The sequence below is a fragment of the Pseudomonas palleroniana genome, from assembly GCF_022836895.1.
GTDB classification, from domain to species: Bacteria; Pseudomonadota; Gammaproteobacteria; order Pseudomonadales; family Pseudomonadaceae; genus Aquipseudomonas; species Aquipseudomonas palleroniana.
In genome coordinates this window covers 3,905,023-3,931,750 of record NZ_CP092411.1, presented here as the reverse complement: position 1 = coordinate 3,931,750, position 26,728 = coordinate 3,905,023, and the positions used below count along the sequence as shown (strand labels likewise).

Annotated in this window: 31 protein-coding genes; 9 read left to right on the top strand and 22 right to left on the bottom strand. The window is 56.8% G+C overall.

The features are described from left to right. Positions 1 to 10 precede the first annotated feature (10 nt). On the bottom strand, positions 11 to 1,390 hold the full coding sequence (locus MJP36_RS17835) for an NAD-dependent succinate-semialdehyde dehydrogenase (protein ID WP_244383659.1): 1,380 nt from the start codon (positions 1,388 to 1,390) through the stop codon (positions 11 to 13). Between the two features lie 159 nt (positions 1,391 to 1,549). Here MJP36_RS17835 and MJP36_RS17830 point away from each other — a divergent pair, with 159 nt between their 5' ends. From MJP36_RS17830 to MJP36_RS17820, 3 genes are all read left to right on the top strand, one after another. Continuing rightward, positions 1,550 to 2,476, top strand: coding sequence for an AraC family transcriptional regulator (locus MJP36_RS17830; RefSeq protein ID WP_244383658.1), 927 nt, complete (start codon positions 1,550 to 1,552; stop codon positions 2,474 to 2,476). A 104-nt stretch (positions 2,477 to 2,580) separates the two neighbouring features. Next, positions 2,581 to 3,192, top strand: coding sequence for an FMN-dependent NADH-azoreductase (locus MJP36_RS17825; protein ID WP_090371274.1), 612 nt, complete (start codon positions 2,581 to 2,583; stop codon positions 3,190 to 3,192). 206 nt (positions 3,193 to 3,398) lie between these two features. Further along, complete coding sequence (locus MJP36_RS17820) at positions 3,399 to 4,448, top strand: alpha/beta hydrolase family protein (protein ID WP_090371272.1); 1,050 nt, start codon at positions 3,399 to 3,401, stop codon at positions 4,446 to 4,448. Here MJP36_RS17820 and MJP36_RS17815 read toward each other — a convergent pair. From MJP36_RS17815 to MJP36_RS17805, 3 genes are all read right to left on the bottom strand, one after another. Continuing rightward, a complete protein-coding gene (locus MJP36_RS17815) occupies positions 4,442 to 5,617 on the bottom strand; it encodes an MFS transporter (RefSeq protein WP_060752802.1) in 1,176 nt (391 codons plus the stop codon). The genes MJP36_RS17820 and MJP36_RS17815 overlap by 7 nt on opposite strands. Before the next feature lie 285 nt (positions 5,618 to 5,902). Next, entirely contained in the window at positions 5,903 to 7,489 is a 1,587-nt protein-coding gene (locus MJP36_RS17810) for an ABC-F family ATPase (RefSeq protein WP_081086944.1), read from the bottom strand. Positions 7,490 to 7,509: 20 nt separating this feature from the next. Next, positions 7,510 to 8,703, bottom strand: a complete 1,194-nt coding sequence (locus MJP36_RS17805) for a tyrosine-type recombinase/integrase (RefSeq protein WP_244383657.1) — start codon at positions 8,701 to 8,703, stop codon at positions 7,510 to 7,512. Between the two features lie 314 nt (positions 8,704 to 9,017). Between MJP36_RS17805 and MJP36_RS17800 the strand changes: the two genes are divergently transcribed. After that, positions 9,018 to 9,263 (top strand): hypothetical protein, encoded by a 246-nt coding sequence (locus tag MJP36_RS17800; protein ID WP_244383656.1) that lies wholly within the window; start codon positions 9,018 to 9,020, stop codon positions 9,261 to 9,263. Between the two features lie 528 nt (positions 9,264 to 9,791). Here the strand turns inward: MJP36_RS17800 and MJP36_RS17795 are convergent. Next, the gene (locus tag MJP36_RS17795) at positions 9,792 to 10,607 is read right to left on the bottom strand and encodes a hypothetical protein (RefSeq protein WP_244383655.1); all 816 of its coding nucleotides are present in this window, start codon (positions 10,605 to 10,607) and stop codon (positions 9,792 to 9,794) included. Positions 10,608 to 10,733: 126 nt separating this feature from the next. Between MJP36_RS17795 and MJP36_RS17790 the strand changes: the two genes are divergently transcribed. Beyond that, positions 10,734 to 11,066 carry a hypothetical protein gene (locus MJP36_RS17790; RefSeq protein ID WP_244385640.1) on the top strand — a complete coding sequence of 111 codons (333 nt, stop codon included), beginning with the start codon at positions 10,734 to 10,736 and terminating at the stop codon, positions 11,064 to 11,066. A 100-nt stretch (positions 11,067 to 11,166) separates the two neighbouring features. Next, complete coding sequence (locus tag MJP36_RS17785) at positions 11,167 to 11,352, top strand: hypothetical protein (RefSeq protein WP_244383654.1); 186 nt, start codon at positions 11,167 to 11,169, stop codon at positions 11,350 to 11,352. 578 nt (positions 11,353 to 11,930) lie between these two features. Here MJP36_RS17785 and MJP36_RS17780 read toward each other — a convergent pair. The 4 genes from MJP36_RS17780 to MJP36_RS17765 are packed head-to-tail and all read right to left on the bottom strand — an operon-like array spanning position 11,931 to position 13,830. Further along, the gene (locus MJP36_RS17780) at positions 11,931 to 12,296 is read right to left on the bottom strand and encodes a DUF4406 domain-containing protein (protein ID WP_244383653.1); all 366 of its coding nucleotides are present in this window, start codon (positions 12,294 to 12,296) and stop codon (positions 11,931 to 11,933) included. Beyond that, the gene (locus MJP36_RS17775; protein ID WP_244383652.1) at positions 12,293 to 12,604 is read right to left on the bottom strand and encodes a hypothetical protein; all 312 of its coding nucleotides are present in this window, start codon (positions 12,602 to 12,604) and stop codon (positions 12,293 to 12,295) included. Before MJP36_RS17775 ends, MJP36_RS17780 begins: the two co-directional genes overlap by 4 nt. Before the next feature lie 44 nt (positions 12,605 to 12,648). Then, complete coding sequence (locus tag MJP36_RS17770) at positions 12,649 to 13,017, bottom strand: hypothetical protein (protein WP_244383651.1); 369 nt, start codon at positions 13,015 to 13,017, stop codon at positions 12,649 to 12,651. A 60-nt stretch (positions 13,018 to 13,077) separates the two neighbouring features. After that, on the bottom strand, positions 13,078 to 13,830 hold the full coding sequence (locus MJP36_RS17765; RefSeq protein WP_244383650.1) for an adenine nucleotide alpha hydrolase family protein: 753 nt from the start codon (positions 13,828 to 13,830) through the stop codon (positions 13,078 to 13,080). A gap of 75 nt (positions 13,831 to 13,905) precedes the next feature. Between MJP36_RS17765 and MJP36_RS17760 the strand changes: the two genes are divergently transcribed. Then, entirely contained in the window at positions 13,906 to 14,313 is a 408-nt protein-coding gene (locus tag MJP36_RS17760) for a hypothetical protein (protein WP_244383649.1), read from the top strand. 598 nt (positions 14,314 to 14,911) lie between these two features. Further along, positions 14,912 to 15,088, top strand: coding sequence for a hypothetical protein (locus MJP36_RS17755; RefSeq protein WP_244383648.1), 177 nt, complete (start codon positions 14,912 to 14,914; stop codon positions 15,086 to 15,088). Positions 15,089 to 15,120: 32 nt separating this feature from the next. On the opposite strand, the gene MJP36_RS17750 is transcribed toward MJP36_RS17755, so the two are convergent. The 9 genes from MJP36_RS17750 to MJP36_RS17710 all read right to left on the bottom strand — a co-directional run bounded on the left by MJP36_RS17750 (position 15,121) and on the right by MJP36_RS17710 (position 22,459). Further along, entirely contained in the window at positions 15,121 to 15,600 is a 480-nt protein-coding gene (locus MJP36_RS17750) for a hypothetical protein (RefSeq protein WP_244383647.1), read from the bottom strand. Positions 15,601 to 15,669: 69 nt separating this feature from the next. Then, complete coding sequence (locus tag MJP36_RS17745) at positions 15,670 to 16,263, bottom strand: hypothetical protein (protein WP_244383646.1); 594 nt, start codon at positions 16,261 to 16,263, stop codon at positions 15,670 to 15,672. After that, positions 16,260 to 17,888: a YqaJ viral recombinase family protein gene (locus MJP36_RS17740; protein ID WP_244383645.1), complete on the bottom strand. Its 1,629-nt coding sequence runs from the start codon at positions 17,886 to 17,888 to the stop codon at positions 16,260 to 16,262. Before MJP36_RS17740 ends, MJP36_RS17745 begins: the two co-directional genes overlap by 4 nt. Beyond that, positions 17,885 to 18,691 (bottom strand): phage recombination protein Bet, encoded by an 807-nt coding sequence (gene bet, locus MJP36_RS17735; protein WP_244385639.1) that lies wholly within the window; start codon positions 18,689 to 18,691, stop codon positions 17,885 to 17,887. Before bet ends, MJP36_RS17740 begins: the two co-directional genes overlap by 4 nt. A 94-nt stretch (positions 18,692 to 18,785) precedes the next feature. Further along, positions 18,786 to 19,235: a hypothetical protein gene (locus MJP36_RS17730; RefSeq protein WP_244383644.1), complete on the bottom strand. Its 450-nt coding sequence runs from the start codon at positions 19,233 to 19,235 to the stop codon at positions 18,786 to 18,788. Then, positions 19,232 to 19,531, bottom strand: coding sequence for a hypothetical protein (locus MJP36_RS17725; protein ID WP_244383643.1), 300 nt, complete (start codon positions 19,529 to 19,531; stop codon positions 19,232 to 19,234). Before MJP36_RS17725 ends, MJP36_RS17730 begins: the two co-directional genes overlap by 4 nt. Before the next feature lie 478 nt (positions 19,532 to 20,009). Continuing rightward, complete coding sequence (locus MJP36_RS17720; protein WP_244383642.1) at positions 20,010 to 20,501, bottom strand: HNH endonuclease; 492 nt, start codon at positions 20,499 to 20,501, stop codon at positions 20,010 to 20,012. A gap of 36 nt (positions 20,502 to 20,537) precedes the next feature. Continuing rightward, the gene (locus MJP36_RS17715; RefSeq protein ID WP_244383641.1) at positions 20,538 to 21,323 is read right to left on the bottom strand and encodes a hypothetical protein; all 786 of its coding nucleotides are present in this window, start codon (positions 21,321 to 21,323) and stop codon (positions 20,538 to 20,540) included. A 557-nt stretch (positions 21,324 to 21,880) separates the two neighbouring features. Next, on the bottom strand, positions 21,881 to 22,459 hold the full coding sequence (locus MJP36_RS17710) for a hypothetical protein (RefSeq protein ID WP_244383640.1): 579 nt from the start codon (positions 22,457 to 22,459) through the stop codon (positions 21,881 to 21,883). Positions 22,460 to 22,687: 228 nt separating this feature from the next. Here MJP36_RS17710 and MJP36_RS17705 point away from each other — a divergent pair, with 228 nt between their 5' ends. After that, positions 22,688 to 22,885 (top strand): hypothetical protein, encoded by a 198-nt coding sequence (locus tag MJP36_RS17705; protein ID WP_244383639.1) that lies wholly within the window; start codon positions 22,688 to 22,690, stop codon positions 22,883 to 22,885. Between the two features lie 382 nt (positions 22,886 to 23,267). On the opposite strand, the gene MJP36_RS17700 is transcribed toward MJP36_RS17705, so the two are convergent. From MJP36_RS17700 to MJP36_RS17685, 4 genes are all read right to left on the bottom strand, one after another. After that, complete coding sequence (locus MJP36_RS17700) at positions 23,268 to 23,516, bottom strand: hypothetical protein (protein WP_244383638.1); 249 nt, start codon at positions 23,514 to 23,516, stop codon at positions 23,268 to 23,270. A gap of 211 nt (positions 23,517 to 23,727) precedes the next feature. Further along, positions 23,728 to 24,606 (bottom strand): DNA adenine methylase, encoded by an 879-nt coding sequence (locus tag MJP36_RS17695; protein ID WP_244383637.1) that lies wholly within the window; start codon positions 24,604 to 24,606, stop codon positions 23,728 to 23,730. A 64-nt stretch (positions 24,607 to 24,670) separates the two neighbouring features. After that, positions 24,671 to 26,416, bottom strand: coding sequence for an ATP-dependent nuclease (locus MJP36_RS17690; RefSeq protein WP_244383636.1), 1,746 nt, complete (start codon positions 26,414 to 26,416; stop codon positions 24,671 to 24,673). A gap of 64 nt (positions 26,417 to 26,480) precedes the next feature. After that, positions 26,481 to 26,726, bottom strand: coding sequence for a hypothetical protein (locus MJP36_RS17685; protein WP_244383635.1), 246 nt, complete (start codon positions 26,724 to 26,726; stop codon positions 26,481 to 26,483). Between the last annotated feature and the right edge of the window lie 2 nt (positions 26,727 to 26,728).

Genomic DNA, 26,728 nt, shown 5'->3' with positions numbered 1-26,728 from the left:
GGCAAATCCACTAAAAATGTGCACCCGCCATCAGCACATACTTCACATGCACATACTCCTCGATCCCGTAATAGCTGCCTTCGCGCCCGTAACCGGATTGCTTGATGCCGCCAAATGGCACCGACGCAGTGCCCACCGAACCGGAGTTCAAGATGACCATGCCGGCCTCAAGCCCGCTTGATAGTCGTAATGAGCGACCCAATGCGCGGGTGTAGGCGTATGCCACCAGGCCGAATTCGGTCTGGTTGGCGCGCCTGATGGCTTCCTCTTCATCCTCGAACGCATAGATGGCGAAGACCGGGCCGAAAATTTCCTCGGTGGCCAGCGGTGAATCATCCTGCAACCCCGTCAAGATCGTGGGCTCGTAGAACAGGCCGCCCTTGGCGTGGGGCTTGCCACCCATCAGTACATCGGCGCCGGCGGCCTTGGCCTGCTCCACCAGGCGCACCACTTTGTCGAAACCCGCCTGGTTGACCAGCGGCCCGACCACAAACCCCTCGCGCAGGCCCTGATCCACTTCGATATCGGCCACCGCTGCCTGTACCCGCTGCAAGAACGCTTGCAGGATGCTGCGTTGCACAAAAATCCGGTTCGGCGAAATACACACCTGGCCGCAGTTGCGCAGTTTGGCGCTGACCAAACCTTTGACCGCCTCATCCAGATTGGCGTCGTCGAACACGATAAACGGCGCGTTGCCGCCCAGTTCCAGGGTCATCTTCTTGACCGTCGCGGCGCATTGCGCGGCGAGCAGTTTGCCGACCGCGGTAGAGCCGGTGAACGAGATCTTGCGAATGCGCGGGTCGCTGGTGAGGATCAGGCCGATGGCCTTGGGATCGCCGACCACCACTTCCAGCACGCCTTCAGGGATACCGGCCTTGCGCGCGTACTCCAGCAGTTTCAGCGCCGTCAGCGGGGTGTCTTCGGCGGGCTTGATCACCATGGTGCAGCCGGCGGCCAGGGCCGTGGCCACCTTGCGGGTGATCATCATGAACGGGAAGTTCCACGGGGTAATGGCGGCGACCGGGCCGACGGCTTCCTTGGTCACCACCACCTGGGCGTTGCGATCGTGGGTGGGCAGGGTGTCGCCGTAGACGCGTTTGGCTTCTTCGGCATACCACTCGATAAAGCCCAGGCCATAGTCGATTTCACCACGGGCTTCGCTCAGGCATTTGCCGTTTTCGCGACACAGCAGTTCTGCGAAGGCTTCTTTGTCGGCTTTAACGCTGTCGTGCCAACGGCGCAGGATGTCGCTGCGTTCGCTGGCAAGCCTGGCTGACCAGGCGGGGAAGGCCGCGCAGACGCGGTCGAGCGCAGCCTTGACTTCGTCCGTGGAATGCGTGGCGACGCGACCGATTTCTTCTGCGGTGGCAGGGTTGTAGACGATGAGCATGGGGCAATCTCCGAGGGCTGAAAGGGCTGTTTCAGGCTACGCAAGGGAGTGCGTTGGGCGAATATCCATTCCAATGTGCTGATTGCCTATTCCTATGAGCGTGTAGCCAGGCTGCCGTTTGCCCAGTAACGTGCGGTTTTCCCCCAGGAGCCCCAGCCCATGGGCCGTACCCAGAAAATCATCGAGCTGATGGGCCGCCTGGCGCCTGTCGAAGGCTATAACCTCAGCGTGCTGGATGACGTGCGCTTCCTGCGCTCCAACCGGCCGCTGCATCGGGTGCCGGTGCTGTATGACCCCGGCATCGTGATCGTTTGCCAGGGCTCCAAGCGCGGTTATCTGGGCAGTGAGATTTACCGGTATGACGCCCAGCACTATCTGGTGGTCTCGGTGCCGGTGCCGTTCACCATGGAAACCGAGGCCAGTGAAGAAGAACCGATGCTGGCGGTGTACCTGAGGCTGGACTTCACCCTGGCGGCGCAATTGATGCTGGCGTTGGCGGACTTTACCGCACTGCTGGAGGCCGAGCCCCGGGGCATGTACTCATCGCCCATGGATGACCCGCTGAGCGATTCATTACTGCGTTTTCTCGAAGCCATGAGCGCGCCGATGGACGCGAAAATCCTCGGCCCCATGCTGATGCGCGAGATCTACTACCGGATCCTCACCGGCGAGCAGGGCGGTTCGATGCGTGCGGCGCTCAATCGTCAGGGCCAGTTCGGCAAGGTGGCGCGGGCGATCCGCAAGATCCATGCGGGTTATCACCAGCACCTGGACGTGGCGGCGCTGGCGGAAGAGGCGATGATGAGCGTGCCGAGTTTTCACGCGCACTTTCGCACCGTGACTGACACGTCGCCGATGCAGTACCTCAAGTCCACGCGCCTGCACCAGGCGCGGTTGTTGATGCTGCGCAGCGACATCACCGCCGCCACGGCCTGCGCCCAGGTCGGCTACGAAAGCGCCTCGCAATTCAGTCGTGAGTTCAAGCGCTTCTTCGGGCGCACGCCCCAGGAAGAGATTCAATGGATGAAGCGCACCTATGCATTGCCTGCGCCCACCTCGGCTTCGATTTACGTATCGTCCCATTAATAGGACGAACAATCGCATTTGTGCCATCTAATCGAGTATTGGCTTCATGTGTAGGATTAACCTCACTTGGTCGCCCCACCGCGATCCTCACTTGGAGATTCCGCATGAAACTGTTGCATATCGATTCCAGCATCCTCGGCGACAACTCGGCCTCCCGTCAGCTCAGTGCTGCCGTGGTCAAGGCGTGGCAAGCGGCTGAACCCGGTGTGGAAGTGACTTACCGTGACCTGGCCAGCGAAGGGATCAACCATTTTTCCGGCGCCACCCTGGGTGCACTGGGTACACCTGACGATCAGCGCAGTGCCGCACAAAAGCAGGAAGCCGACCTCAGTGCTTCCACCCTGGCCGAGTTCCTGGCAGCCGATGCCATTGTCCTGGCGGCGCCGATGTACAACTTCACTATTCCGACCCAGTTGAAAGCCTGGATCGACCGTATCGCGGTGGCCGGCCAGACTTTCCGCTACACCGAAGCCGGCCCTGAAGGCCTGTGCGGCAACAAGAAAGTCATCATCGTGTCCACCTCGGGCGGCCTGCATGTCGGCCAGGCCACGGGTGTTGCTCACGAAGACTATCTGAAAGTGCTGCTGGGCTTCCTGGGCATCACTGACATTGAATTCGTTCGCGCCCACGGCCTGGCCTACGGTGACGAGTTCCGGACCAAGTCCCTGAACGACGCCAACGTAGTCATCAACGAACAATTGTTCGCCGCCGCGTAAGGCTTGTGTAAATTTGCCGCTTGCTCGGTTTCAATCTGAATCCGGGCGCCTAAACTCTGTACTCTGATCGTGCGAAAACGATGGAGTACGGAGTTTTTCCGTTTTGCCGATGTCACTCATTTGGCCCAGGTTATGCATTCGTGGGTTTATCACCTGGACTTTTAATTCGACATGTCGGTTCTCATGCAGCAAAGGTGGACATCCCCATGATGCGTCTTTGTGCTGTTTTGGTTCTTTCTCTGCTCGGCGGCCTGGTTTCAGTGCACGCCGCGCCTGCACCGCATCCGCATTGGAGTGTGGGCTTTCATCGCATGACGTTTCTCGACCCGCTGGATTCGCAGCCGATGAAGGCTATCGCGTTCTATCCCTCCAGCGGCCCAGCCCTGGGCGTTGAACATATCACTCGGCTGGGGCCGTATGACGTTGCCGCCACTGAGGACGCGCGGGTTGCCATCGGCCGTTTCCCGATGCTGATGCTGTCCCATGGCAATACCGGCACACCGCTGGCCCTGCATGACCTCGCCACGTCTCTGGCGCGCAAAGGTTTTGTGGTGGTGGCGGTGCTGCATCCCGGCGACAACTACAAGGATCACAGCCGACTGGGCACCGTCAGCAATTTGTATGGCCGGCCTATCCAGATTTCTGCGGCGATTACGGCGACCTTGAACGAACCGATGCTGTCGCCGTTCGTCAATGTCGATCAGGTAGGTGTCATCGGTTACTCGGCCGGGGGCGAGACGGCGTTGATCCTCGCCGGTGCCAAGCCCGACTTCGATCGCCTGCGTCGCTATTGCCAGGAGCGTCCGGAGGACCGTGATGCCTGCACCACCAAAGGAGAGCTGGTGGTGGACCGTGATGACCTGCAACCGCAAGCCGACCCGCGTATCCATGCGTTAATGCTGATGGCCCCGCTGAGCCTGATGTTTGGCCGCCACACGCTGGCGGACGTGCATGTGCCGGTGCTGCTCTATAGCGGCGATGGCGACAAACTGGTGGCCGTGGACAAGAATGCTGCCGCCCTGGCGCGCAAACTGCCGCAACCACCGGATTTCAAACTATTGGCCGGGGCAGGGCACTTCGTCTTCATGGCGCCGTGCGACAGCGATCAACAGATGGCGATGCCGGCCGTCTGCACCGATGCGGATGGCGTCGACCGCGAAGGGATTCACCGCAACCTGATTTCCGAGGCGGGGCGCTTTTTCACGAACACCCTTGGCCAGGCGACCCGCGCCGGTTTGCAGACCGCCGATCAGTAGGCGCGGCGCTTGAGCTGCAAGGTCACGGCCAATGCCGTGATCGATAGCAGCGCAGCGCAGAAAAAGATCCAGCCGTAGCCGAGATTCAGCGCTACGGCCCCCATCAGCGGGCCGGCAATCGCCAGGGCCAGGTCAAAAAATACCGCATACGCGCTCAAGCCTGCGCCACGGCTGCTGTTGGGCACTTGCTTGATGGCTTCCACGCCCAGCGCCGGGTACACCAGCGACAAACCGAAACCGGTCAGCCCTGCGCCAATCAAGGCGACACCGGTGGACGGCGCGAGCCACAGCAGTGTCAGCCCCAGCGTCTCGATGGTCATGCAGGCGATGGCCGCCCGAAAGCCGCCGAAGCGGCTGATGGCGGAGATAAACACCAGGCGCGACAGGATAAAGCACACGCCAAACACGGTGAGACAATAGGCCGCGCCCGCCCAGCCGCGGTTGAGGTAGTACAGGGTGATAAAGGTGGTGAGCGTGCCGTAGCCGATCGATGCCAGGCACAGGCTCGCGCCAAACGGTGCGATACGACCGAACACCGCCCAAAACGGTAATCGCTCGCCACGCACCACGGGCACTGAAGGTTTGTTGCGAATCAGCCAAAGCCCCAGCGCCGCCAGCACCGACAAGGCGACGCCCAGGCTGGCATAGCCATAATCGGCCACCATCACCACACCCAACGGCGCACCGATAGCAATTGCGCCATAGGACGCGATCCCATTCCAGGAAATCGAACGGGCCGTATGCTCGGCGCCTACTGCCCCCATGCACCAGCTGATGGTGCCCACGCCGATCAGACCTTGGGCCACGCCCAGCAACAGTCGGCCGGCGATCAGAATGCCCAGGCTCAGGGCGGGCATGCTCTGCACCCATGTGGCAACAAGCGTCAACACGCCACTGACGAAAATGCCGGCCAGCCCCAGCACAATGGCGCGTTTGGTGCCCACGTTATCCGACATACGCCCAGCCATGGGGCGACTGAGCAGGGTGGCCAGGTACTGCGAGCCGATGGTGATACCGGCGACGACTGCGCTGAAGCCCAGTTGTTCATGCACATAGCCAGGGATCACCGCGATCGGCAGGCCGATGCAGATAAACGCGATAAAGGTGTAGAAGACGATGGAGACGATCTGCAAGGTGATCGACAGGGAGGAAGGGGCGGTGTCGGACATGGGCACTCGTTCGCGGGCGGGCGGTGAATGCATCATGGCAAGGGCCCGGGACAAAAGAAAGCACCCTATCTATTCTTCAGCCCTGCGATGAGCGGGCTCACCCCAATAAAAAACGCCGCATTCTATCTGAAAGAATGCGGCGCCTGTTGTAGTGAGCGGGCTCGCCCCGCGCTGGGTGGCGCAGCCGCCCTAAATCCAGACACCTCGGTCCTCCTGAAAGACCGAAGCGTCCCAGATGGGGCGGCTTCGCCACCCAGCGCGGGGCAAGCCCGCTCACTACGGGGGTTAAAACACCACGCCCTGGCTGCGCAGGTAGTCGTCATAGGTGCCGCTGAAGTCGATGACGCCAGTGGCGCTCAACTCGATGATGCGGGTGGCCAGGGACGATACGAATTCACGGTCGTGGCTGACGAAGATCAGCGTGCCCGGGTAGTTTTCCAGCGCCAGGTTCAGCGCTTCGATGGATTCCATGTCCAGGTGGTTGGTCGGTTCGTCCATGATCAACACGTTCGGCTTTTGCAGGATCAGCTTGCCGAACAGCATGCGACCTTGCTCACCACCGGAAATCACCTTCACCGACTTCTGGATCTCGTCGTTGGAGAACAGCATGCGACCCAAGGTGCCACGGATCATTTGCTCGCCCTGAGTCCACTGGCCCATCCAGTCGAACAGCGTGACGTCGTCTTCGAAATCATGGGCATGGTCCTGGGCGTAGTAGCCCAGTTCCGCTGCGTCGGTCCACTTGATGCTGCCGGCATCCGGCGTCAGTTCGTTGACCAGGGTACGCAGCAGGGTGGTCTTGCCGATACCGTTCGGGCCGATGATCGCGACGCGCTCGCCCGCTTCAACCTGGAAGCTGAAGTCCTTGAACAGCGGCTTGCCGTCGAAGCCTTTGGCCATGTTTTCGACGATGACCGCCTGGCGGTGCAGCTTTTTGTTTTGCTCGAAACGAATGAACGGGCTCACACGGCTCGACGGCTTGACCTCGGCCAGTTGGATCTTGTCGATCGCCTTGGCGCGGGACGTGGCCTGCTTGGCTTTCGAGGCGTTGGCCGAGAAGCGGCTGACGAAAGATTGCAGTTCGGAGATCTGCGCCTTCTTCTTGGCGTTATCCGACAGCAGCTGCTCGCGGGACTGGGTGGCCACCGTCATGTACTCGTCGTAGTTGCCCGGGAACAGGCGCAGCTCGCCGTAGTCCAGGTCAGCCATATGCGTGCACACGCTGTTCAGGAAGTGACGGTCGTGAGAGATGATGATCATCAGGCTGGAGCGCTGGGTCAGGATGTTCTCCAGCCAGCGGATGGTGTTGATGTCCAGGTGGTTGGTCGGTTCGTCGAGCAGCAGCACTTCCGGATCGGAGAACAGCGCCTGGGCCAGCAACACCCGCAGTTTCCAGCCTGGCGATACTTCGCTCATCGGGCCGAAGTGCTGTTCCAGGGGAATCCCCAGGCCCAGCAGCAGTTCACCGGCGCGGGATTCGGCGGTGTAGCCGTCCATCTCGGCGAATTCGGTTTCCAGCTCGGCCACGGCCATGCCGTCTTCTTCGCTCATTTCCGGCAGCGAGTAGATGCGGTCACGTTCGGCCTTGACCTTCCACAGTTCCTCGTGGCCCATGATCACGGTGTCGAGCACGGTGAATTCTTCGTAGGCGAACTGGTCCTGGCGCAGTTTGCCCAGGCGTACGTTCGGCTCCAGCATGACCTGGCCACCGGACGGATCGAGGTCGCCGCCGAGGATTTTCATGAAGGTCGACTTGCCGCAACCGTTGGCACCGATCAAACCATAACGGTTGCCGGCGCCGAATTTGACCGAGACGTTCTCGAAGAGCGGCTTGGCGCCGAACTGCATGGTGATGTTAGCTGTGGAGATCAATTACTTTACCTATCAATAGCTTAGGGTGCGCTTATTTCAACTGGGACCAATTTGGGACCAATCTGGAGCTTTTGCATTTCGCTCCAGTCCGAGCTTGAGTTGATCCAACGCGCATAAGTCGAGAGCAGCATCTGGACGCTGTGGCCGAGCTGCTGGGAGATGAAGGCGGGGTTCATGCCAGACATAATGCATATTGTCGCATAGGTGTGACGACAGTTGTATGGCGGCCGACGACGGATGTTCAGAGCCTTCAAGGTCGGAATCCACTGCTTGTGCAGGTCGGATGTCTGTTTCACGTACTCCGAATTCTTAGACGGCGGAAAAATGAAAGGTGTTTCTAGCATCTTGCCCTTTCCACTTTTCCGACGGTTTGCATAGTCCCTGGCAAACTTCAGGGCGTGCATGGCTCGGTCATTCAGTAAAACGAAACGGTCTCCCCCTGTTTTCGTCCGCTCCACCACTTCACCCAAGGCGATCCCTCGACAGACGTGGGCCGTCCTCTTCTCTTCGTCTACTGCATCCCAGCGCATCGCCAGGGCTTCAGATAGACGCATCCCCGTGAAAAACACAAACTCAAAAAATGCCGCATAAATCGTGCTGGGCCAGTGATCATGTTCGTACATCTTCGCGATGATCTGATCAGCTTCTTCCAGCGTGAAAGGGTCGATCTCCTTTTTGCTGCGTTTGGGCAACTCCAAGATTGCCGCCGGGTTCTTCGGGATCAGCTCCTCGGACACTGCTGAATTCAAGATGGTGGACAGCTTCGAGATGGCGTTGCGCTTAACACCCGGCGACTTCCACTCGTTGGCGGCCATTACCCGGCGGAGCAGGGTGGTGGTGATCAGGTCGATCCGCACCAGGGCCAGGGCAGGCATCCAATACCTGTTCAGCGCTCCCTTGTAGTTACCCTTCGTGCCGGCCACCACCTCGCGGCTATCCAGCCAAAGCTGGGCGTACTCGCCGAAGTTGATCTTCCCGCCGGCGACGTTGTTCGAGCTTGGGAAAAGCTCGGCGTACTTGTCGTCGTCGAGCAGCCCCAGCTTGATCAAGCTTTTTACCTGATCAACAACCTGTGAGGCTGATTTGATGCCTTTCTGTGTCGCGGGATAGGGGAGCGTTTCACTTCGCCGGCTGCCGTTCCACATAAAGCGGATGCGGATCGATCCGTGGTGGAGGTCCATTCCTGCGGGCAAACCCATTGGCTTTCGAGCCATTCGTAGTATCTCCTAATGCTGTACATGACCCGGCTGCCTTGCTTGTTCCAGACGCCGAGCGGGATTTGATTGCGGGCGCGCTTGGAGCGCATGGCGGCGAGGGTAGTGCCGAGTATTTCGGCCATTTGTGCCTCGGGCACTTTGTCGCCGGTGATACCGTCGTTGAGCTGTTCGGCTATTGACATGGAAGTGTCCTGGCCGCTAGAGCGGCTGCTTTGAAAAAAAGGGGGTAGTGGCCTTTCGCGTCAGTGGTGCAATCGACCGGGATAGTTGAAACTTGTAGTTATGCTTGGGAAAGCCCACAGGAGAGGGATATGCCGCACAGTTTGGATACGCCTATTGCTCACGAATACCGCGATCACCGGCTGTTCTTGAAATTTGATTGGAACAGGCCTAACGACGAGACGCCGGTTGCGGCGCATGTCATTGAGAGCAGTGACATTCCCGGATACGCCAAAACGGTTGCAGATCTATCGGGCCCGTGGCGGGATTATCAGAATGCACTGGCTGAGGCGATATTCACTGCTGAGCGCTGGGTCGACAGTCATCAACTGAAGTAACCGGCCGTCTGCAATTTCTAACTGGATTCTCTGGTGATGTCACACTGATGTCGCGTTACGAATGGCGAAACCTCGCCGCTCGGTCCCGAATAAGTGTGCCGAAATGCCTTCGATTGATGATTTCCGCTTCACCGCCCATCACGTCTTACTCGATCTCGATGCTGCTACAAATCACCTTATGCTGCTTGTAGTCTCTCGTGAGGTGGAGGGCAGTCGATGGGATGATGCCGTGGCACTCCATAGGCAATCCTACGAAGCTTGGGCTTCAATATTCACGGGAGTTATAACCGACCCGATGCCCGCACTTGATGGCCGACCGGCTGAAGTAAGCACTCCAACGGCACAGTAGGAATGCAACTCTTGATTGTGCATATAACCTATGCGGATTAGGTATCCCGATCTACGGCTTGTATGGTGCACCGTGTACCCCTGAGCAGTTCCCATAGCCGATAGCAAGGTAGGCTGTATCCTCCAGGATGGCGCGCACCATCGACGCCGAGAACAGGATCGGCCGTTCCTTGCTATTGGTCATTGGAGAAGCTCCAGTTCTTTGGTTGATTCGGCTGCGAGCATCTCGACGGCCAGGGCGTACACGTCCGGGTGCTGCTTGTCGAAGGCCGGCATGTGTTCTGTTTCGATCCAGGTACCGCGAACGGCGCCCTTTACCAGCCACGCCGGCTTGCTCCCGGGCGCCTGTGTCCACGCGGAGACACCGATGCCGTGGCTGGCGATCTGTTTGACGGTGATGAACCCTTGGCGCCTGAGCTGGGCCAGCACCTTCAAGGCCGACTCTTTCCACGGTGTCAGGCGAACAGGAGAGGGAACGCCGGCGGGCAAGTTCGTGACCAGCACCGGTACCTGGCAGCGCTCAGGCGGGTTCCAGTCGAACATGTACCAGTCATAAAACGGTTGGTGATTGCTGACCTCCAGCAGGGAATGAGCGAGGCTGAAAGTGAAAGCGTCACCGCGGCGCGTCCAGCTCGACCTTGGTACGAGGACTCTCACGCCGAGGCGTTCCAGCATCTTCACGATCCCTTTGCTGGCATCGGTGATTTTGCTCACGATCCCTTTGCTGGCATCGGTGATTTTGCTCACGATCACCAGCCGGTAATCCGGGCCGGCACGACCGTACAATTCTTCGCCGCGACACGGCAGGATCTGGTCCGCCACCTTGGCGTTCAGCTGCATCTTCGCCTCGACGCCGATCTGCCGGCCGTCTTCATGCACGACCAGCACGTCGAAGCCCGCGGCCTCGGGGTAGCACGTCCAGCTTGGCAGCTCGTTGAACTCCTGGATGAACAGCGCGCAGAGGTCTGCCTCCTTTTCGATTTTTTCGATAGGCATGTCTCGTCCTTGCCGCTATAGCGGCTGACTTTGAAGGGGGAGTGGTAAGAGAAAAATTCGTTTATGACTATTTGCCTGAACTGCATCGAGTCGCATAATCACGACCTTAAATTCAGAGCGGCTTACATGAGAAATAGAGGCAATGTTTACTGGGGATGGGCAGACCCTTCGCTTCACTGTCGCTCTGTGGATGAACGCCTAACTGATGGCACCCTGCTGAACGTCCAAGTACGAATGTCTCTACTGGGCAGAACGCAAATGTTTTTAGGCGTCTACGCTGTGAAAGGGCAGATGCTTTTCGAAGAGGCGTTCGACTCAATGCCCGGCGAGACTATGACTTCAGCCCTTGCTTGGGGGCTGGAGCGGGCAAGGTTAAATGCTCCTCGCAGTCAAACTCCAATTCTCACCGAAAAGCCCGCGAAACTACCTAGGGCTGGGTCAAAGCAGTCGAAGCATTAGCCGGTCATCTGCATTTTGAAACGTATGCTCGTACAGCCTGTCTTCCGCTTGACAGATACAACACGGAGCCTCCGGCTAGATCTGTCGCAAGGCGAACTGTATGAGCGGTATGGACGATTTTAGATTCCGATCCCACGAGCTATTGGTCGAGCTTGATGCAACGACTAACAAGATGATGATGCTCGTTATATCGAAGCAGGTTTCGGGAACGGAGTGGGACAAAGCTGTCAAAGCCCACCGCGATGCTTTCCAGGCGTGGAACACCTTCGTCAATTCCGGCCATTGAATGATCCACTTCTCGGTCTGAACGGCTGTTCAGGGGCTGATGTTGAAGGTGGGTTAAAGGTTTTGCAGGTGGGGTACGGATGTACTCTTTCTCGCGTTTGCGGTCTAGCCCATGTATCTAGAGGCACATCGTTGGGCTCCCATACCTCTTATCGGATATTCAGTGATGCGTAGTGGCAAAATGGAATTACTTGAGATAGAAATATCTCGCAGGTCGTCACTACAGCGCAAAAGAGGTGTGTATGAAGTGGATTCTTCGACTCATAAGCCCAGAGGGCGAAACTTTTTTCAGTGAGCCTGTAGATTTCCACGGCAATAGACGCTTGTGCCGCAATTCCCAGTTTGCGGAGCTTTTCGATACTTGCCAAGCAGCAGAGCGAGGGTTAGACGATTTTCAGTTGCTTTGGGAGTTTCGGGCATACATTCTGGATATTCTCGAAACTGGCGCTCGCGATAGCCTTGCCTTGATAGACATGTCATATCGACATTTGGCTGAAGCCTCTGCTCCCTGCTAGTCGAGCCGCTTCGGTGCGTATAGCGCCGCCCGAATCTGATCTATTCATTGTCGCCGTCCCATCCTCAACCACCACCGTCTTTCCGCATGAACGGCATGAGCGCCTGCCGTTCTGTGCGGACAACAGGCTCCCTCGTTACCAGATCATGGGCTTTCACAACCGTCATGCCGAGGCGTTCGGCGATCAGGACTTCCAGGCGGGCACCCTTTGAATGCTCCCAGCCGGGCAGGGTGGCCACGGTGTGGCAGTCCATCAGGGCGGCAATGTCGCGGCGCATGCAGTCGTTCCAGGTGCCGCCGTCGGGGTTGATCTCGGCAGGGTTGGTGACGGTATGGCCGCTGGCGCGCAGGCTGGCGGTCATGCTGTGGAAGGTGGGGAAGTTGAGCCCTGGCATTCCGCTCATGGGGCCGCTGAGGTAGATGCGCTTCATGCGGCCTCCTGAACTGGTCTGAACACGCACTTGCACTCATCAAAATGGGCAATCACCTTGCCTGCTGCGTCGAAGTACTTCACGTTCCAGGTTGGGTGGCAGTTATGCGTGTGCTTGCCGTACTGCAACTGGTTGGCGAATTGAACGTCGAGATTCGCTGAACCGTTCATCCCGACAATGGTCCCCAGGTCACCATCAACCTCGACCATCATGCCCAGCTTGGCGAACTCTATGCCGCGGCACCGGATCATGCTTTCGACGAACTGCTGGGCCTTGGATTTTTTTGGTGTGCGTTTTTCTGTAGGCATGGTGAGTCCTTGCCGGGCCATGCCCGGGCGGTGGAGTGAGGGAGTTAAAGCGATGCTTCTCCGGTGTCGATCTTGCGAAGTTCCATCACCTCAATGCGGTTGGTGCCGTCGGTGATCACCCAGCACGGCAGCTCAAGGTTGCGGAAGGTGCCGTGATAGTTGCGGTAGGCGCCAAGGGCCGCCTTCCTGAAACAGTCCGCGACGACTTTGCCAATAGGCATTGGCTGCCCCCCCCCTAGCAGACAGAGCTCGAACACAACAGCGTTTTGAATGCGTTTTGCCGCCGCGCGGATGGTGCTCGGTGCCAGCTGGAATTTCTTGGCGACCTCTACGACGTGCTTATAGACCAGGGCATCGTGGATTCGCTGATCGCGCTCGCCGTTGCGCAGGCCAGCGTATATGACTGCTTGCATGGGTTATCTCCAAGCGTGCGCCTGCCTCGTCGGCTGGCGTGATTGATTAAACTGAGTCTGTCAGGCAGAAAGCTCGACCAAGGGGATGCGGCTCATGTGCATCGTGTAGCCGGTCTTCTTCTCCATGGTGTCGTACTGGGCCAGCAGGCCGGGGTGATGCCGGCGACCATTGCGCAGATCCCCCTTGCTGCCGAACATGCAGTACACACAGCTGAGCCGCTCGTTGCCCTGGGCATATGCATAGTGGGGCGCCTGGCCGGCGGCGGCGATGGCGCTGAACACCTCTTCGGTCTTCATGTCGTGCACCACCAGCCACTCGTACCAGGTCAGCACCGAATTGCTGATGCCCATCCGGCCAAACTCTTTGCGCTTGGCCCGCCCAGGGGATTCTTCGGCGCGCAGGCCCAGGCAGTTGACCACCACCTTGTATCCGTTGGCCTTGGCATACCGGCGAACTTCGCGCTGGATCGGGCCCCGCTTGAGGTCGCTAGTGCATTGCCTGGTGGATGCGGAGGGCCAGCTCGGCACCTCCGGGCGACTTTCGAAACGCCGCTCGACCATTTCCAGCAGGGTCTTGGATGCTCTGGCGACTATGAAGGGGATGCATGCTGCTGCCGCCTGGTCGCGCGCCAGCTCAAGCGCGCCGGGCCATTCCATATCACCCAGGCAGGCATGGGCGACGATCAGCTGGCTGGCGGGTATCACCTCTAGCAGCTTGATCAGTTGGGCCTGTGAGTCCTTGCCGCCCGAATGATTGGCGACAAAAAGCGCGTCGGAAGCCACCAGGGCCTCAACGTCAGAATTGAGTTTCATGGATACCTCGCCGGCTGGCGTGATTCTTCGATTTGGGGTAATAGATAGTGGCGAGTTGCTTACTGGGAGTTTCGTATGAGCGAAGAAGATCAAAAGAGGCGTGGCTCGACAGGAATAGTTCTGGGGCCTGGGGCCAAGGGCAACAGTTTTATTGGAGTTAAAGTGTCGGGCTTCAAAAATGCAGTTGTGACCGAGAGCGACGGTGTAAATTTTCCAGAAGGAAACAGGTTTGTTGGGGGGGAATTCAATCGTTATCAGGCGAGAGATCCCACTCCGCTCAAGACAGCGCCACCTGCTGGAGAGGAGTTCAAACACTATAAGGTGGGGGTCTCTATCCCGCTGCAGAAGCCGCCACCTCTTAATGATTATGCCGCCTTGTTGCCGGAGCCTTGGTACAGGCAGTTGGTTGTCCAAATCGCCAGCGGCGTCATCGTAGTAGCAGTAATTGCGTTTCTCGTGTGGCTAGGGCTGCCTCTTAAATAAATATTGAGACGCTGCAGCCTTATCGATATGCGGTATTACGGGTGACCGGCATGGAGCCGGTTCAAGAGGGGTTCAGATTGAAACGGTTACTGCTTTTCCTGTGTGTGCTAGCACCTCTGCCTGCCCTGGCGCTTGTGCCAGAAGTTGAAATACAGGTTGAAGGCGGCAACTATCCGATTGTGCACGGAACAACAAACCTGCCGGATGGCACTGGGCTGTCGGTTACCGTAAAGGTTCTCGGACGCTATGGCTCTATGCAGAGCGCCGAAGTGAGCAACGGTAGATTTTCTACAGGAAGGTTTAGTGCCGAGGGATCTGGCCCAGTTCCTTCAGGCACCGCGATAATCGAGGTCGCCTCAGCTCTTCCGCCAACACAGCCGGACTCGGTTAGGGCGGTGATTGGCCAAAACGGGGAGAGCATGACGGGGCCACTGATTTACACGTTGCCAGGTATTCCAGGGCGCATGGTGAAGGTTACATCCTCGGTGAGCATTCCTTAGGCTTTCATGAGCCTCCCTGCGGCCACCGGATGCAGCGAGTAGATTGATGTAGTGGCGTATTGCAATTATGATCGCGTCCTTTTCAAGGGAGTGATTAGATGTTTCCAAGATATTTCCGCTGGATTTCCGTGCTGGGCATCCTTGCTGCTGTTGTCGTTTTCGTATTTGCTAGCCTGCAAATTTTCACCGGCATGGCGCCAGCGACAGATCTGATTCGACCAGTCATCGCGGCGGTCGCATTTGGATGGGCTTTCACGCAGTCGACTAAGGTCTGAGCCTGACCAAGGTTTTACTCAGATTTTTTGGGTTATTCGTCTTCTTCGGCGGTCATTTGGAGAGACTCGGCGAAGCCTGCTTGCCGTAATTTGCGCGCCACGCTATCGGATAACTCGTAAACGTGGCGCTTAATTTCGAACAGTGGCGATGAACTCTCGACACCCAGTGAATGGGCACGAGCGATCAGTCGCCAGATGGTTGCCCGGTCTTTCGTCTCGCCCATCTCCGCAGTCAGAGCCGCCAGCCGGTCCCGCATTCCCTGGCGGAAATAGTGACGGATGATTTCGGAAGGACCTTTGATCTTTGGCGGCGCCGGCGGAAGATCCACGACCCGGCCATTCAGCACCAGCAACTGCACTGCCTCGCTGACTTCCTCTATCTCATGCCAGAGCATCAGCTCGTCGAGCATCTGCCGGGTGCCGTACGGTACCGTGTGCCGCATTTCCTGCTCGCCCAGTTCCTGGCGCTTCTCGGCAAGCCTGGCCGTTCGTTCTTCCTGGGTCACAGCCATGGCCTACCTCTTCTATTCCGCTGGCCGGCATTGCGAGCCAGGTTTGACGTTTGCGTTGCTGAGTACGGGCTATGCGGCGCATGAAGTCTTGCCCTGGCGTGCTTTGGGGTAGTCGATACCGTGTGCAGCGATGATCCGCTCGAATGCCTTGTTGCTGATCGCCAGCTTCCCGCAGCATTGGCGCCGGGTTATTCCCAATTCCATAAATGCCCTGATGCGCTTGGCGAACTGGGCGTCGCGCTCTTCCAATAGTTTCTGGCGATCAGGGTCTTGGTTGCCGCCACGTACGGCCCGCTTGAACTTGATCCCGAAGTCTTTCGTCATGCCGCAGAGCGTCCTGCGGCAGACGTGGAGCATCTGAGCGACTTCGCTTTGGGTATGAGTCGGAGCCAGTTCAGCTACCTTCTCGATGAGCTTGTTGCGCTTTGCGGCGCGCTCATTGATAGGGATGCAGGGCAGGGGAGCCGCCTCTATCCGGCGCCGAACGAACGGCTTTGGAGCTGGAGGCATTTGGTTGCTGTAGGTGATGGGCTTGGGCTTGTAGCCGGTGGGCTCGGCCACTTCGATTTCGCCGCCGGCCGCCAGGTACTGCTCAACCTGTGCGGCCAGCTCGTAGCGTGCTGGTTGTAGCTGCTCGACCAAGCTTAGGTGGTTGCTGATCATGCTGCCGCCTTGCCGAGTGTCACCCCGGCCATGCTGAATTTAGAGCCCTGCGCTGCGACCATCGCGTCGAGCGCTTCCCAGTTGACCAAAAGGACAGTAGACGGCGCCTGACCATATGCCACCGCTTTGATCAGTGCCTCGAAGTCCGTCACGTTGGCCTGCAGCGTTACCTGCTCCACCGCTTGGCCGGATACTGGTTTCGCGGCCTGGGCTACGGGGGCCGTTGTTTGAATGGGCGCTGCGCGTACAGGTTCTGGTGTCGCCGTTTTCTCCATAACCGGCTCTGGCTTGATGGTCGCCAAGCGTTCCGCTTCACGCTCTTCGGCGATACGCTTCGCTTCGGCCTTTTCTCGCTCCACCTTCTGGTGTTCTGAGATTCGGAATTTGATCAGCGTTACCAGGTCGTCATTGGCCTTGGTCACCAGCTGCTGCACATCGTTGAAAAGGAAGGCGTAATCGACGGCGAGCTCCGCCAGACTGGTGAGGTTTAAGCGAATGCTGTCTGCTGCCTGACTTGCGTCAATCTTCGCCCGGGCCAGCTCGGTATCTACTGCGTCCTGGAGGCTGGCGATGGTCCGCTTGTTCTTCATGGCGCCGACGAAGTCAGAAACGACAGGAGGCAGTGTGACTTTGCCCAGAGTCTTGTTGATTGCAGCGATGTGATCTGCCAGTGCTATTTCGGCTTTTTGCTTAATGTTGGTCTTCACCAGCAGTTCTTGAGCCTTCACCAGCTTGTCGACTTTCAGGCGGGTCTCCCGGGCATGGGCACTGATGCGATGCAGCGACGAAAAGAGCTCATCGATGCTTTGAGTCTGCGACAGAGCCTGCTTCTTGGCGACAGCGACAGCCTCTTCAACATCGCCGCACCATTTGACCGCTTTTTTGGCGTCGGCGAAGTCCTGGTCAGTGGAAAGTGTGGTCTTCACCGAGTCGATGACGGCAAGGGCCGAATCCTCAAACACCTTCAGGTTGCTGGCGGTGACCATGCCGGTCAGTTCGATGCGCAGGGCTGGCAGTTCATCAGGTGCCTTGCCGACTACGATTGATGGAGCGTTGGCGACTTCGAAGTTGGCCAGGTCTGCTTCGAACTGTTTCCAGCCTTCGAGCAACTGGGCTCCGCGCCCGGCGACAGGCCGGTACTCCATGTGTACGAAATTCTCCGCAGTGCCGTCCGAGCAAACGAAGATCACCCGTTCAGCGCCGCTGACCAGCAGTTGCTGCTCAAGCTGCCAGTAATAGTGAGGTTCCAGCTCACCGGCTTTCACCTGGGCAACCACTGACTCATTCCAAAGCTTGTGCTCAAACAGGGTCTCACCGAGCATTGTGGCGCCGTCCATAGAGGCCAGCAGGTTGCCCTCGGTGGCAACGATCGGATACAGCTCTTCGCCGATCAACGCCTCAGTCAGCGGGCGAGCAAGGGCTTCAGTGGCGTGGCCCTTGTCGAAGATAAACTGTTGAGAGGGCGTGATGTCCGGCGTGATGCCGGTCTTTTTAGCCGCCAGAAGATCGGTCCGGGTTTGGTACTTCGAGGCGCCCATCATTGCCGGTGCTTCGGAGGCGGTACGATACTGAGCACGGAGGGCAAGCCACTCGGCGGAGCCTTGAGCTACGTTGTGAATTTTCATGCTGCATCTCCATCGAGGGCTTTGAGGTTGGTGATTTTTTCAATTTGCGCCGGGCTCAGCGTGTACTTGCTGCTGATCGTCGCAATGAGGTGTTCAGGGCTGGTGCGGTTCGAGTCGATAAGTGGCTGCCACTTCACGATGTTCTCGGTCAGCAGTTCGTCGGAGTAGGCGGGCAGCGCTTCCGGTTCAGGCTCGGCTTGCTGTCGTGGGCTGACATCGCGCGCCGGCTCCTCGAATGCCTTGCCTTCCATCTCGTCGGCCGTTGGGGCCGATCCGACTTCAGGGAATGCTTTGCGCAGCGCCTGCGCCTCGGCGCATTTGGCGAGCTGGGCAAATGCTCGGCGCTTCCACATTGAGTTGGGCGCTGCGGTGTCCTTGCTGGCTGTCGCGTAGTTCTCAAGCCAGCGCTCGTTTGCGGTGTACTCGGCCACAAGCCCGTTGCTCATCTGCCGCTTGACGGTCACGCGACACCATTCGGGATACGTTACTTCTACGCCGCTCAACTTGGCAGTTACTGGAGGCCCATATTCAGGCTCGCTGATTCCGGCGTACTGCCCGGTGCGCGCGGCCTGAATGCGATATAGGCCGATGCCCGGCATCACCGTGTCCTGCATCTTTTTCGTCTTCGAGTTCCAGATCGGGACGATGTGCACCGGCTTCAACATTGGGTCCAGGTGAGCGGCCTGGCAGTAAGCCAACACCATCACTACAGAGTTCTTTTCGGCGCCGGGATAGAGGCTGCTGCTCAGCACTTCTACGAGCGCGGCCTCCGACAGCGCGGGCACGTTGTCGTCCTGCTTCATTACTGCGGACATGGGGATTCCTTGCCGCGATGCTCGCAGCAGTTGAAGGTGTTGGTTATTGGGTTACTCGACCAGCAGTGGCGCCGACCTTATGTCACGCTGCGTCAGCCTTGCGCTGTTCAGCCAAGTCGGCGGCGCGGTCAGCGGCTAGCTCCTCGGCGCGGGTCCGCCCATATTCATTAGCGTGCGGTCTGATCAACGCCTCAGCAACATCGTGCAAGGCGGTTGGGCTGTACTTGCCTTTTGGCTGGCCCAGTGCTTCGCAGGCAAGATCATGTGCCGCCCCGTGTACTCGGCGACCGTCGGCGATGATGGTGCAGATCAATCGCTCGATAGGGTATTCACGATTGTCGGTGAGGAGCGGAGCAATGTGGTCCTGTGCGCCGAGATGTTCGGCCACCGCTTCCCACAACGACAGCGGAGTGACCAGAGCGACTGACTTGCCGTGCGCACGAGGCGCGGTTACGTTATCGCCGCAGATCAGTGCGTTAATCGCATCATGGAGCCAGTCAGGCCCCTCTGGCGTGTCGAGAAATTCAATCATGATTCACTCCCTTCGAGGCGGCGAGCCAGAGCACAGGCTTCGTTATGATCACGACGGAACCCCATCACTTTGTCGGTCTGAGTATCAACCACATGGAAGAAGCCGCGCCCGGCGGGCTTCACCGCCATTCGAAAGGGAGTCGCGGGCTCCGGACGACCAATTAGCCGGTAGAAATCGGCCGTGGCGATACGGGAGCGCTGACGTAACCCGTCGACAATGTCGCGTCGTGATTGAGTGCTTTGATGCATGGTCGCCTCCAGGGTGGCGGGTATGGATTCAACAAAACTCGGCTGCACTCATTCGCTCCTCTGGTTGCCGTTGGGCGCGGAGGGGAGTGCATGCGAGTGGTGTCGGGGTAATGCGGAGGGGATGCTGCGAGGAGGTGCCAACGGCCGGCTATCGAGCCAGGCCGTCAGCAAAATGGATCGTTACTCTACTGAGCAGATCCAGCGGTGATTTTTCCTATACGGGGCACGGATGAAGTGGACATCAGAAACTAGTTTCAGCCCGCGCTCCCGGAGTGCCTCAGTCAGTTGTACGAGTGTCTCTGCTTGGATAGTCATTGCTGTTACCTCGTCAGATTTACTGCGTTCATAATTCTTGACCGAAGGGACAACCGGCTAATTCAAATTTTCTACAGCGCTGATTGATACATGCGCATCGGGGTGTGATCGCCTACTGGGTCTGGTAGCCCTCGGCCCTTTGGAAGCGGGAACCCGGATTGCGTCCAGGCAGATCACACCCCGATGCGCTCTCATAGAGAGGATCGGGCAGTTAACCGTGATTCGAGAACTCGCCATGGAGACGAGCCCTTAAAGCAATGGCAACTGCTTCCGCCTCGGCGATATCTGCATACATACCGCCGTTGTGGATCTTTCGATTAACTGCAACCTGAACGTGCCATTTCTTTCTACGGCCAGACCACGAAACGCCCTTTACCCCAGACTTGTTATTGCGGCGCAAAGAGCTGTTATGGCAGTTCTGACTCCTATTGCACTCCCGAAGGTTTGCAATTCGATTGTCGGCGCGATCGCAGTTGATATGGTCAACGTCGCCAGCCGGCCACCTTCCGTAGTGAAGGGCCCAAGCAAGCCTGTGCGCCTTGAAGGTTCCTTTTGCGACGTTTATTCGAAGGTATCCATCATGGTCGAGGCGCTGCTTTACAGCGCTGTCACCGCCAACGATGTAGCGCTTCCTGACGAACAGCCCGGTATCGGGGTCGTAGTTCAGAAGCTCCGCTATTTTCTCTACTGGAACGTCTTTCACTCGCATCTCCCATCAGGCTGTCGTGGCGCTGGTTGTTCAGTCGTAGAGCCCGTAGCTCAGGTCGTCGGGGTCGCAGTCGATTACCAAAACGGCGTTGCCAAAGTACAGGGACGCCAACATGCGCTCCCACTTCGAATAAACCTGCATGTTGATGGCTAACTTTTTGTCATCCAGCTTTGCGCTGTAGACCTCGCCGAAGGCGATAGTGGGTTTCCAGCGATCGCCGGTTTCACGTTCGCCTTTGATGCTCACGTGCAGAGCATGTTTCAGGCTGTAGTTGCTGCGTGAGGATGACGAGTAGTGGCTGCTCCGGTAACTGCCTTCTGGCTCCGGATCGAAGTAGATGTGAAGTGTTTTGTGTGAGTAGCTGCCGTCTCCTTCCTCAACACGGATTTCCGGACGCTCCCATTGGCCTTCTGCGGCGCTGTCCTTGTGATGCTCGATGAATTCGTCGAGCAGGGCCTTCAGTGATACCTCGCCAGCTATCAGGCCATCGCCGGTAAGCACCTCACTGATCGACTTGTCAGCCTGCTCCAAGATGATTGCGCCCAGGCCGGCCGCTTCCCACCGCTGACGAAGCGCATTCGCGACGACCGCGTTGTAACGCTGAAGGTCGAACACGTCGGAGACGTTGGCCGGCAACGCAGCCTTGACAGCCTCCTTGATGGCTCCGCCGAAATCGCCGTAGGAGCGGAAAGTGTCGCTAACAACTTCTTTGAAAAGCTTCTCGATACCCTCGTCGATCAGTTCGCGCGGGCGGTCTGACTGGGCGTATGCAGTGACGCGCTCGGCAAGCAGCGCTTGAAGGGTTTGTTCGCTCATTTGAGGCTCCGTGCTGGATTGGTTGTTTTCCCAATGCCCACCGCTCTGGATGGGCATCAGTGAAAACTTCCGCCGTGACACGCTACTGGCGTCGGTCACCGGCTTGAATCTCGTTGGTACGCATCCGTTACCACCTGGCCCTGGTCCAGTTCGCACTCATCTGTCTGGTCACTCACCGCGCCGCCGGTAACCGGTGGGCGAAGCTCGATACCTCCCAATTACCGCCGGGGAAGGCGGGGCGCATTGCTTGTCGGGTCGTTCGCACGGTTCGAGCGTTTCGCTCTCGATCAGCCGTACAGGGTTCTCCTGTCGTGGGCGGGCTATCTGACCCGTCTGATCGCCGGTCGCCGGTAGAGGCAATGCGGTCTGTTGGTATTTCTGTATTGCGCTGACTATTAAAGAGCGGTCAGGCCCTGAGGCCCTGGCGAGTCGCTGTGGCGTCTCGATGGAGTGAACATTAGGCAATCCTTCTTTTGTGGTAAATAGGTATGCCTAATTATTTTTCGTTAGGCATGAAAAAGCCCGCTCAGTGGCGGGCTCAATGAGTTGCGTTTTCTTTAAAGCTTGCTGGCGCCGCTTGTTGCTCCGGAGTTCTTCTCCTGGGCTTTGCGCTCAGTGGATGCATTGCTCTGCAGGGACGCGGAAGTGGTGTTGATATCTCCGTCGTATTTAGTGATCACGATCGTTACGGCCTTACCCTTCCACAGCAGCAATTCATTCTGAAATTCAGCCCCGCCTTTCGTCTTCACCGTTTGAGGAATGCGCTGAGACGGATCACCGTATTTTTTGATGAATATAGTCACTAGGTCTTCAAACCGGTCAGGATTGGTCGTCAGATAAAAAGAGTCAACGGCGTTGTTAGAGGCCATGATGCCCAGTTGATAGCCGACGCCTATTTCCGGTCCATGCTGAATCCGGTAATAGGTCTGATAAGGCGCCTCCCGGCACATTGCGCCTGTAGCGGCGTAATTTTTGGGACAAGCAGGCAGGGACGATTCGAGATTTTTGTTAAAGCTAATACCCATGAAGCTGTCAGGCTCTCGGGTCCACGGGCCGGGCTCTGGAGCTTTCTTGGCCGCTAATGCCGGTGCCGCAACGAAAGCCGCAAAAAAGAAAAGCGCTATCTTCGATTTCATTGGATCCCTCCCTTAATTGAGCCCGCACTTTACCATTCGTGGCATGCAGCAACCATTGGCGGTCTACGGACTCAGACTAGAGAGAGCAGGCTCAGAAAAACGCTCTGTGGCGGGCGAGAGGCTTAGAAAACGTCACCTATCTCCGCCATTGCTACTGGCATTGGAAAAAGATGGAACAGTGAGTTATGTCTTTCTTCTAAAGCGAAAGGACTTGATTGGGGGATAGCTATGAGCAAGGACAGAAAAGCAGACTTTCTAGCGACATGGCGCCGTATGCTCAAGGAGCCTGAGCTTTACCTTGATCCAGAGGAGCTTTATGACATTCTCATCGGCATGGCCAATACTTTGGAGCGCGAGCGAGTGATAAGTACTGAGGAGTGGCTTCAGCTTGTTCGCGATGCCTCAACTCTTCTTGTCGATTCGTAGTTGGTGAAGGAAATGGCCCAAGTCAATGCGGTAGAGCCGAATTCATTCTCTGGCTGCTTGGCTTTACCCGCGTCAGTCCAGCTCTTTGGTTCGCAACCTCGCTAGCCCTTGTTCATTTTGGCCGGCGTTCTCTCCGATGGTTGCCAGGGCGCCGCGCACGTTCTCGTCTACGTGAAGGCCGCCATGGTTAGCGGTCCAGATCGACAATTCCATAATGGCGGCCTCCAGGGCAAGCTGTTTCTCTTACATACGTTCGAGCATATCGGGTAGGGAGTAGGCGGTAGGCATGGGAAGGCTCCAGGTAAGAGAAGCTAAAAGCGCAGCAGGACGGCTGGAGCAGGATGGGGTTGGGGCTAGAACCTGGTAGCGGAAACGGCAGTTTCTAGCCGGAGAATAACGAGCCTCGCTTGGTCAGCAGTATTGCTTCAGCAGACGTCAGGAGGAGCCCAAGCGGATCTGCAATCACCCCGTACCCGAACTCACCTGTGATCATCTCTAATTGCAGGAGATCCCTAAGGCCCATCAGGTTTTCGCTGGCGCTACCGGTCAGAGACAATGAAGATCGTCCGTCGGTACCCGACAGCTGAGATATCAGGCTCTGGAGAAGTGCCGAGTTTTCGAGAATGAGCATATCTGTTACTCAGGGGGCTATGCGAGCGTAGAAGCCGGTCTAACCGTTTAGTTCAGTTAATTTTAGATATGCGGAGGAACAAAAAGCCCGCCAATCGGGGAACGGTGATGGCGGGCTGGGCGCCAGTCCAGCTGGATTGGCGCCCGTACTGAGGATAGACCAGGTCGGGGAGGGCAGAAACAAGAAGCCCGGCGCTGGGCCGGGCTTGGAGTCATGCCGCCACAGTGGCTCTAGGGATTTTCGCATCAGGCACAGAGATGCCTTCTTTGAAGAACATTACCTCGTCGCCTACATATCGCGCTTGGGCGGTATAGTGCAGTCCGTAAGTCAGAGCCTCGTTCTGGCTGTACATCTCACAGATTTCTGGTGCGCTATCGTAGGAGACTACCCATGGTCTCTCAAAGCTGATCGACTGCAGCAATTCAGCAATTTGCAGATGATCATCGTGCTTGTAGAAGTTTCGGTACAGGCCGCGCCCTTTAACGTAGTACGGCGGGTCAAGGTAGATCAGTGATTCCTCTGGCAGAAACTCTGCTGCGCGACTGAGCAAAAGAAAGGCGTCCTCGCAATAAACTGAAATCCGATCTGCATTCAGAGCGATTCGTTCAAGCCTGGTTGCAATCATCTTCTTGCTGAATCGGGCATCGAGTTTGTAGGCGCCAGTCTGAGCCTTGCCCCCGATGACTCCACCCTTGAGGATGCCGGATCGGTTTGTACGGTTCACAAAAAGCGTAGCGAAACCCCTCTCGGCAAGGGAGAGCTCTGGGTCCTGGGCAAGCATCACGGAGCGCCAGTGATGCCATTGCTCCATGGTGATTGGCGTGTCCCGGAGTAGTTTTAGGATTCCGTCCGGATCGGTTGTCGCAGCTGACCAGAAGGCGAATACGGCCGGATCGAGATCATTGATATGAATATGCGAGGCATGCCCGTCGAAAAGAAGCTCTAGGGCAACTCCGGCTCCGCCAGCAAACGGCTCGAGATAGTGCCCGTCCGCCAGGCCATTAGCCCGCATCACCTCGGCAATGAAAGGCGCAAAGCGAGCCTTGCCGCCAGGGTAGCGTAGGGGGCTGTATAGCTTGTTGGAGTACATTAGATCTCATCCTTTGAGGTGCGCGCGACCTCAGTTTAACGGCCGGCAGTATACTTGGCCAGCCCTATTCCGGAACGGTAGCCACTGCTTTTTTTGCCTCAGGCGCGTCAAGAATTTTGAGCAGTGCCGAATCGATACCGTGACCATTGATCATGGTGCTCCGCAGGCTTTTCCGGAGACTTTCTCTGAACGCCTCCGCAGCCCCTGCGTTATGCTTAACCCAGGCTCTATAAGGATTCTTCGCTGCCCCCCCATTGACCATGCCCAAAAAGGTGGCGTTTTTTGCGAAAGCCTTAAAGTGACCCCGCAGACGCTGGTCCTCTGGGCCGGATTTTTTCCGGTAGCTAGCCACAAGCTGCGCCATGTCAATGACCTCGTCGGCAGGGTCGATCTGAAGCACCTCTGAAATTTTATCGCATAACGAAATGAAAACAGGCTTGTTGAATCCAGAGGAGTTTTTCCAATAAGGGTCTTCAGGTGGGAGGTTGTATAGAAACTCAAAGATAAGCTGATCTGGCGGTAGAGTTCCGGGCAGCTTAAGAATACTGTCCATACCTTTCACTCCCTCGACATCTCCGTCAAGAATGATAATGCTTTTACTGCAAAATTCCGGGATTTTTCGCTTAACGAGCTTTATGTACTCAGAGCAGCCGAGGGCTACATCTTTTAATGCGTTTGTGACTTTTTTGATGGTTCGATCGCTGACTATAGACGCATAAAGGTCGTAAGCTTCCTTGTCCTCGAAATACAAATTTATTTGTGGTAGAAGATTGGTATCTACTGCAATAGTTTGTACGTGAAGGTCGGCATATATTTGAGGCCAAGTTACATTCTCAAAGACTTGAATTGGTCCATAGCTGTCGCTTAAATATATATTTTGGTAGTTTTCTTTGTCGACCAAACTTAATTTTTGAAGGTCTTCAATCATTGTTGGTGAGTGGGATGTCATGATTACTTGCAGGTTTAAATCCTTGCATTCCTCGGTCAAGATCTTAATTAGTTGTTTTTGTGCTGCCGGAAATAGTCCTGCATCGGCTTCATCAATAAGTAAAAGTCCGCCTTTGTATTCGGCATACTCTTCTTTTAGTTTTCTAAACGAAAAGATGGCCAGCAATATTTGCCCTGCATTATCTTCGCCGGCTGAAACCGAGTCGTGATCATAGTTGTCCCCGTGCGCGGTAGCAGACTTTATCGTACCGGTGGTTGCCGTTACAGATGTCGCGGAGCGCTTGCTTAGCAGTCTGTTGCTCAGGGCTACGAAAGCACGACGATGCTCAGATAAAAACTCTATATCATGCTGCGAATATTTCGGACGTTGAGATATGGGTGTCAAACGCTTGAGGCTTAGATAAATGACTGGGTGCGTTGCATTGCGGCTCGTATTTTCTCCATCGGAAAGTGTATTTCCTCGGACGATAGGTCTAGGCTTGCTTCTATCTTTTGAGTCGTATAGTTTTAAAATTAAGTCAGCTTCTTCAAATGTATAACCGTCATGTATAGATACCGAAGTTTCCATTGAGTCGGGCTTGTCGAATTTCTTCGATAATCTGAAGTGCTCTGAAACTCTTGACTCAAACTTGGCGCCTGTAAGTGTTTGGAATGAAAGAAGCTTATCTTTGACGTAGTCTTTTTCGAAGCTGAAAACTTGAGCTGCAATTCCTAAGATGGAAGATTTTGAGGTGCCATTTTTCCCGCAGAGAAGCGTAATTCTTCTGCCTAGCGGGACAGTTAAATCTTTTAGGCCTCGAAAGTGAGAGATGTTTATTTTTTTAATATGGGTGTATTTATCTCTGTTGTTTTTCTGTCCCACTTTAGCGTCCCTGCAATAGATAGAATTTTGGTAAAGTCTTTTAATTTATAGTGGGCGGCGTCGTTTAGGAGGTATTATTGCTCAACCGAATAATATCTCCCGCCTTCACCTCATCCGCATACCCCGCCATCAGATCCTCGACCACCTGAAACCGTGTCGCGATTTTGATCAGCTCCTGGGCGTCATCTTCCTGGCCCGCCTCAGATAGCTTGACGGCAGCCTGCATCAGATCGACGCCTGACCACTTTAGGAGGGCCGCAGCCTCTTTCAGGTCGCGGCGAAGCTGCTGGTTGGGTTTGGTCAGGGGCATGG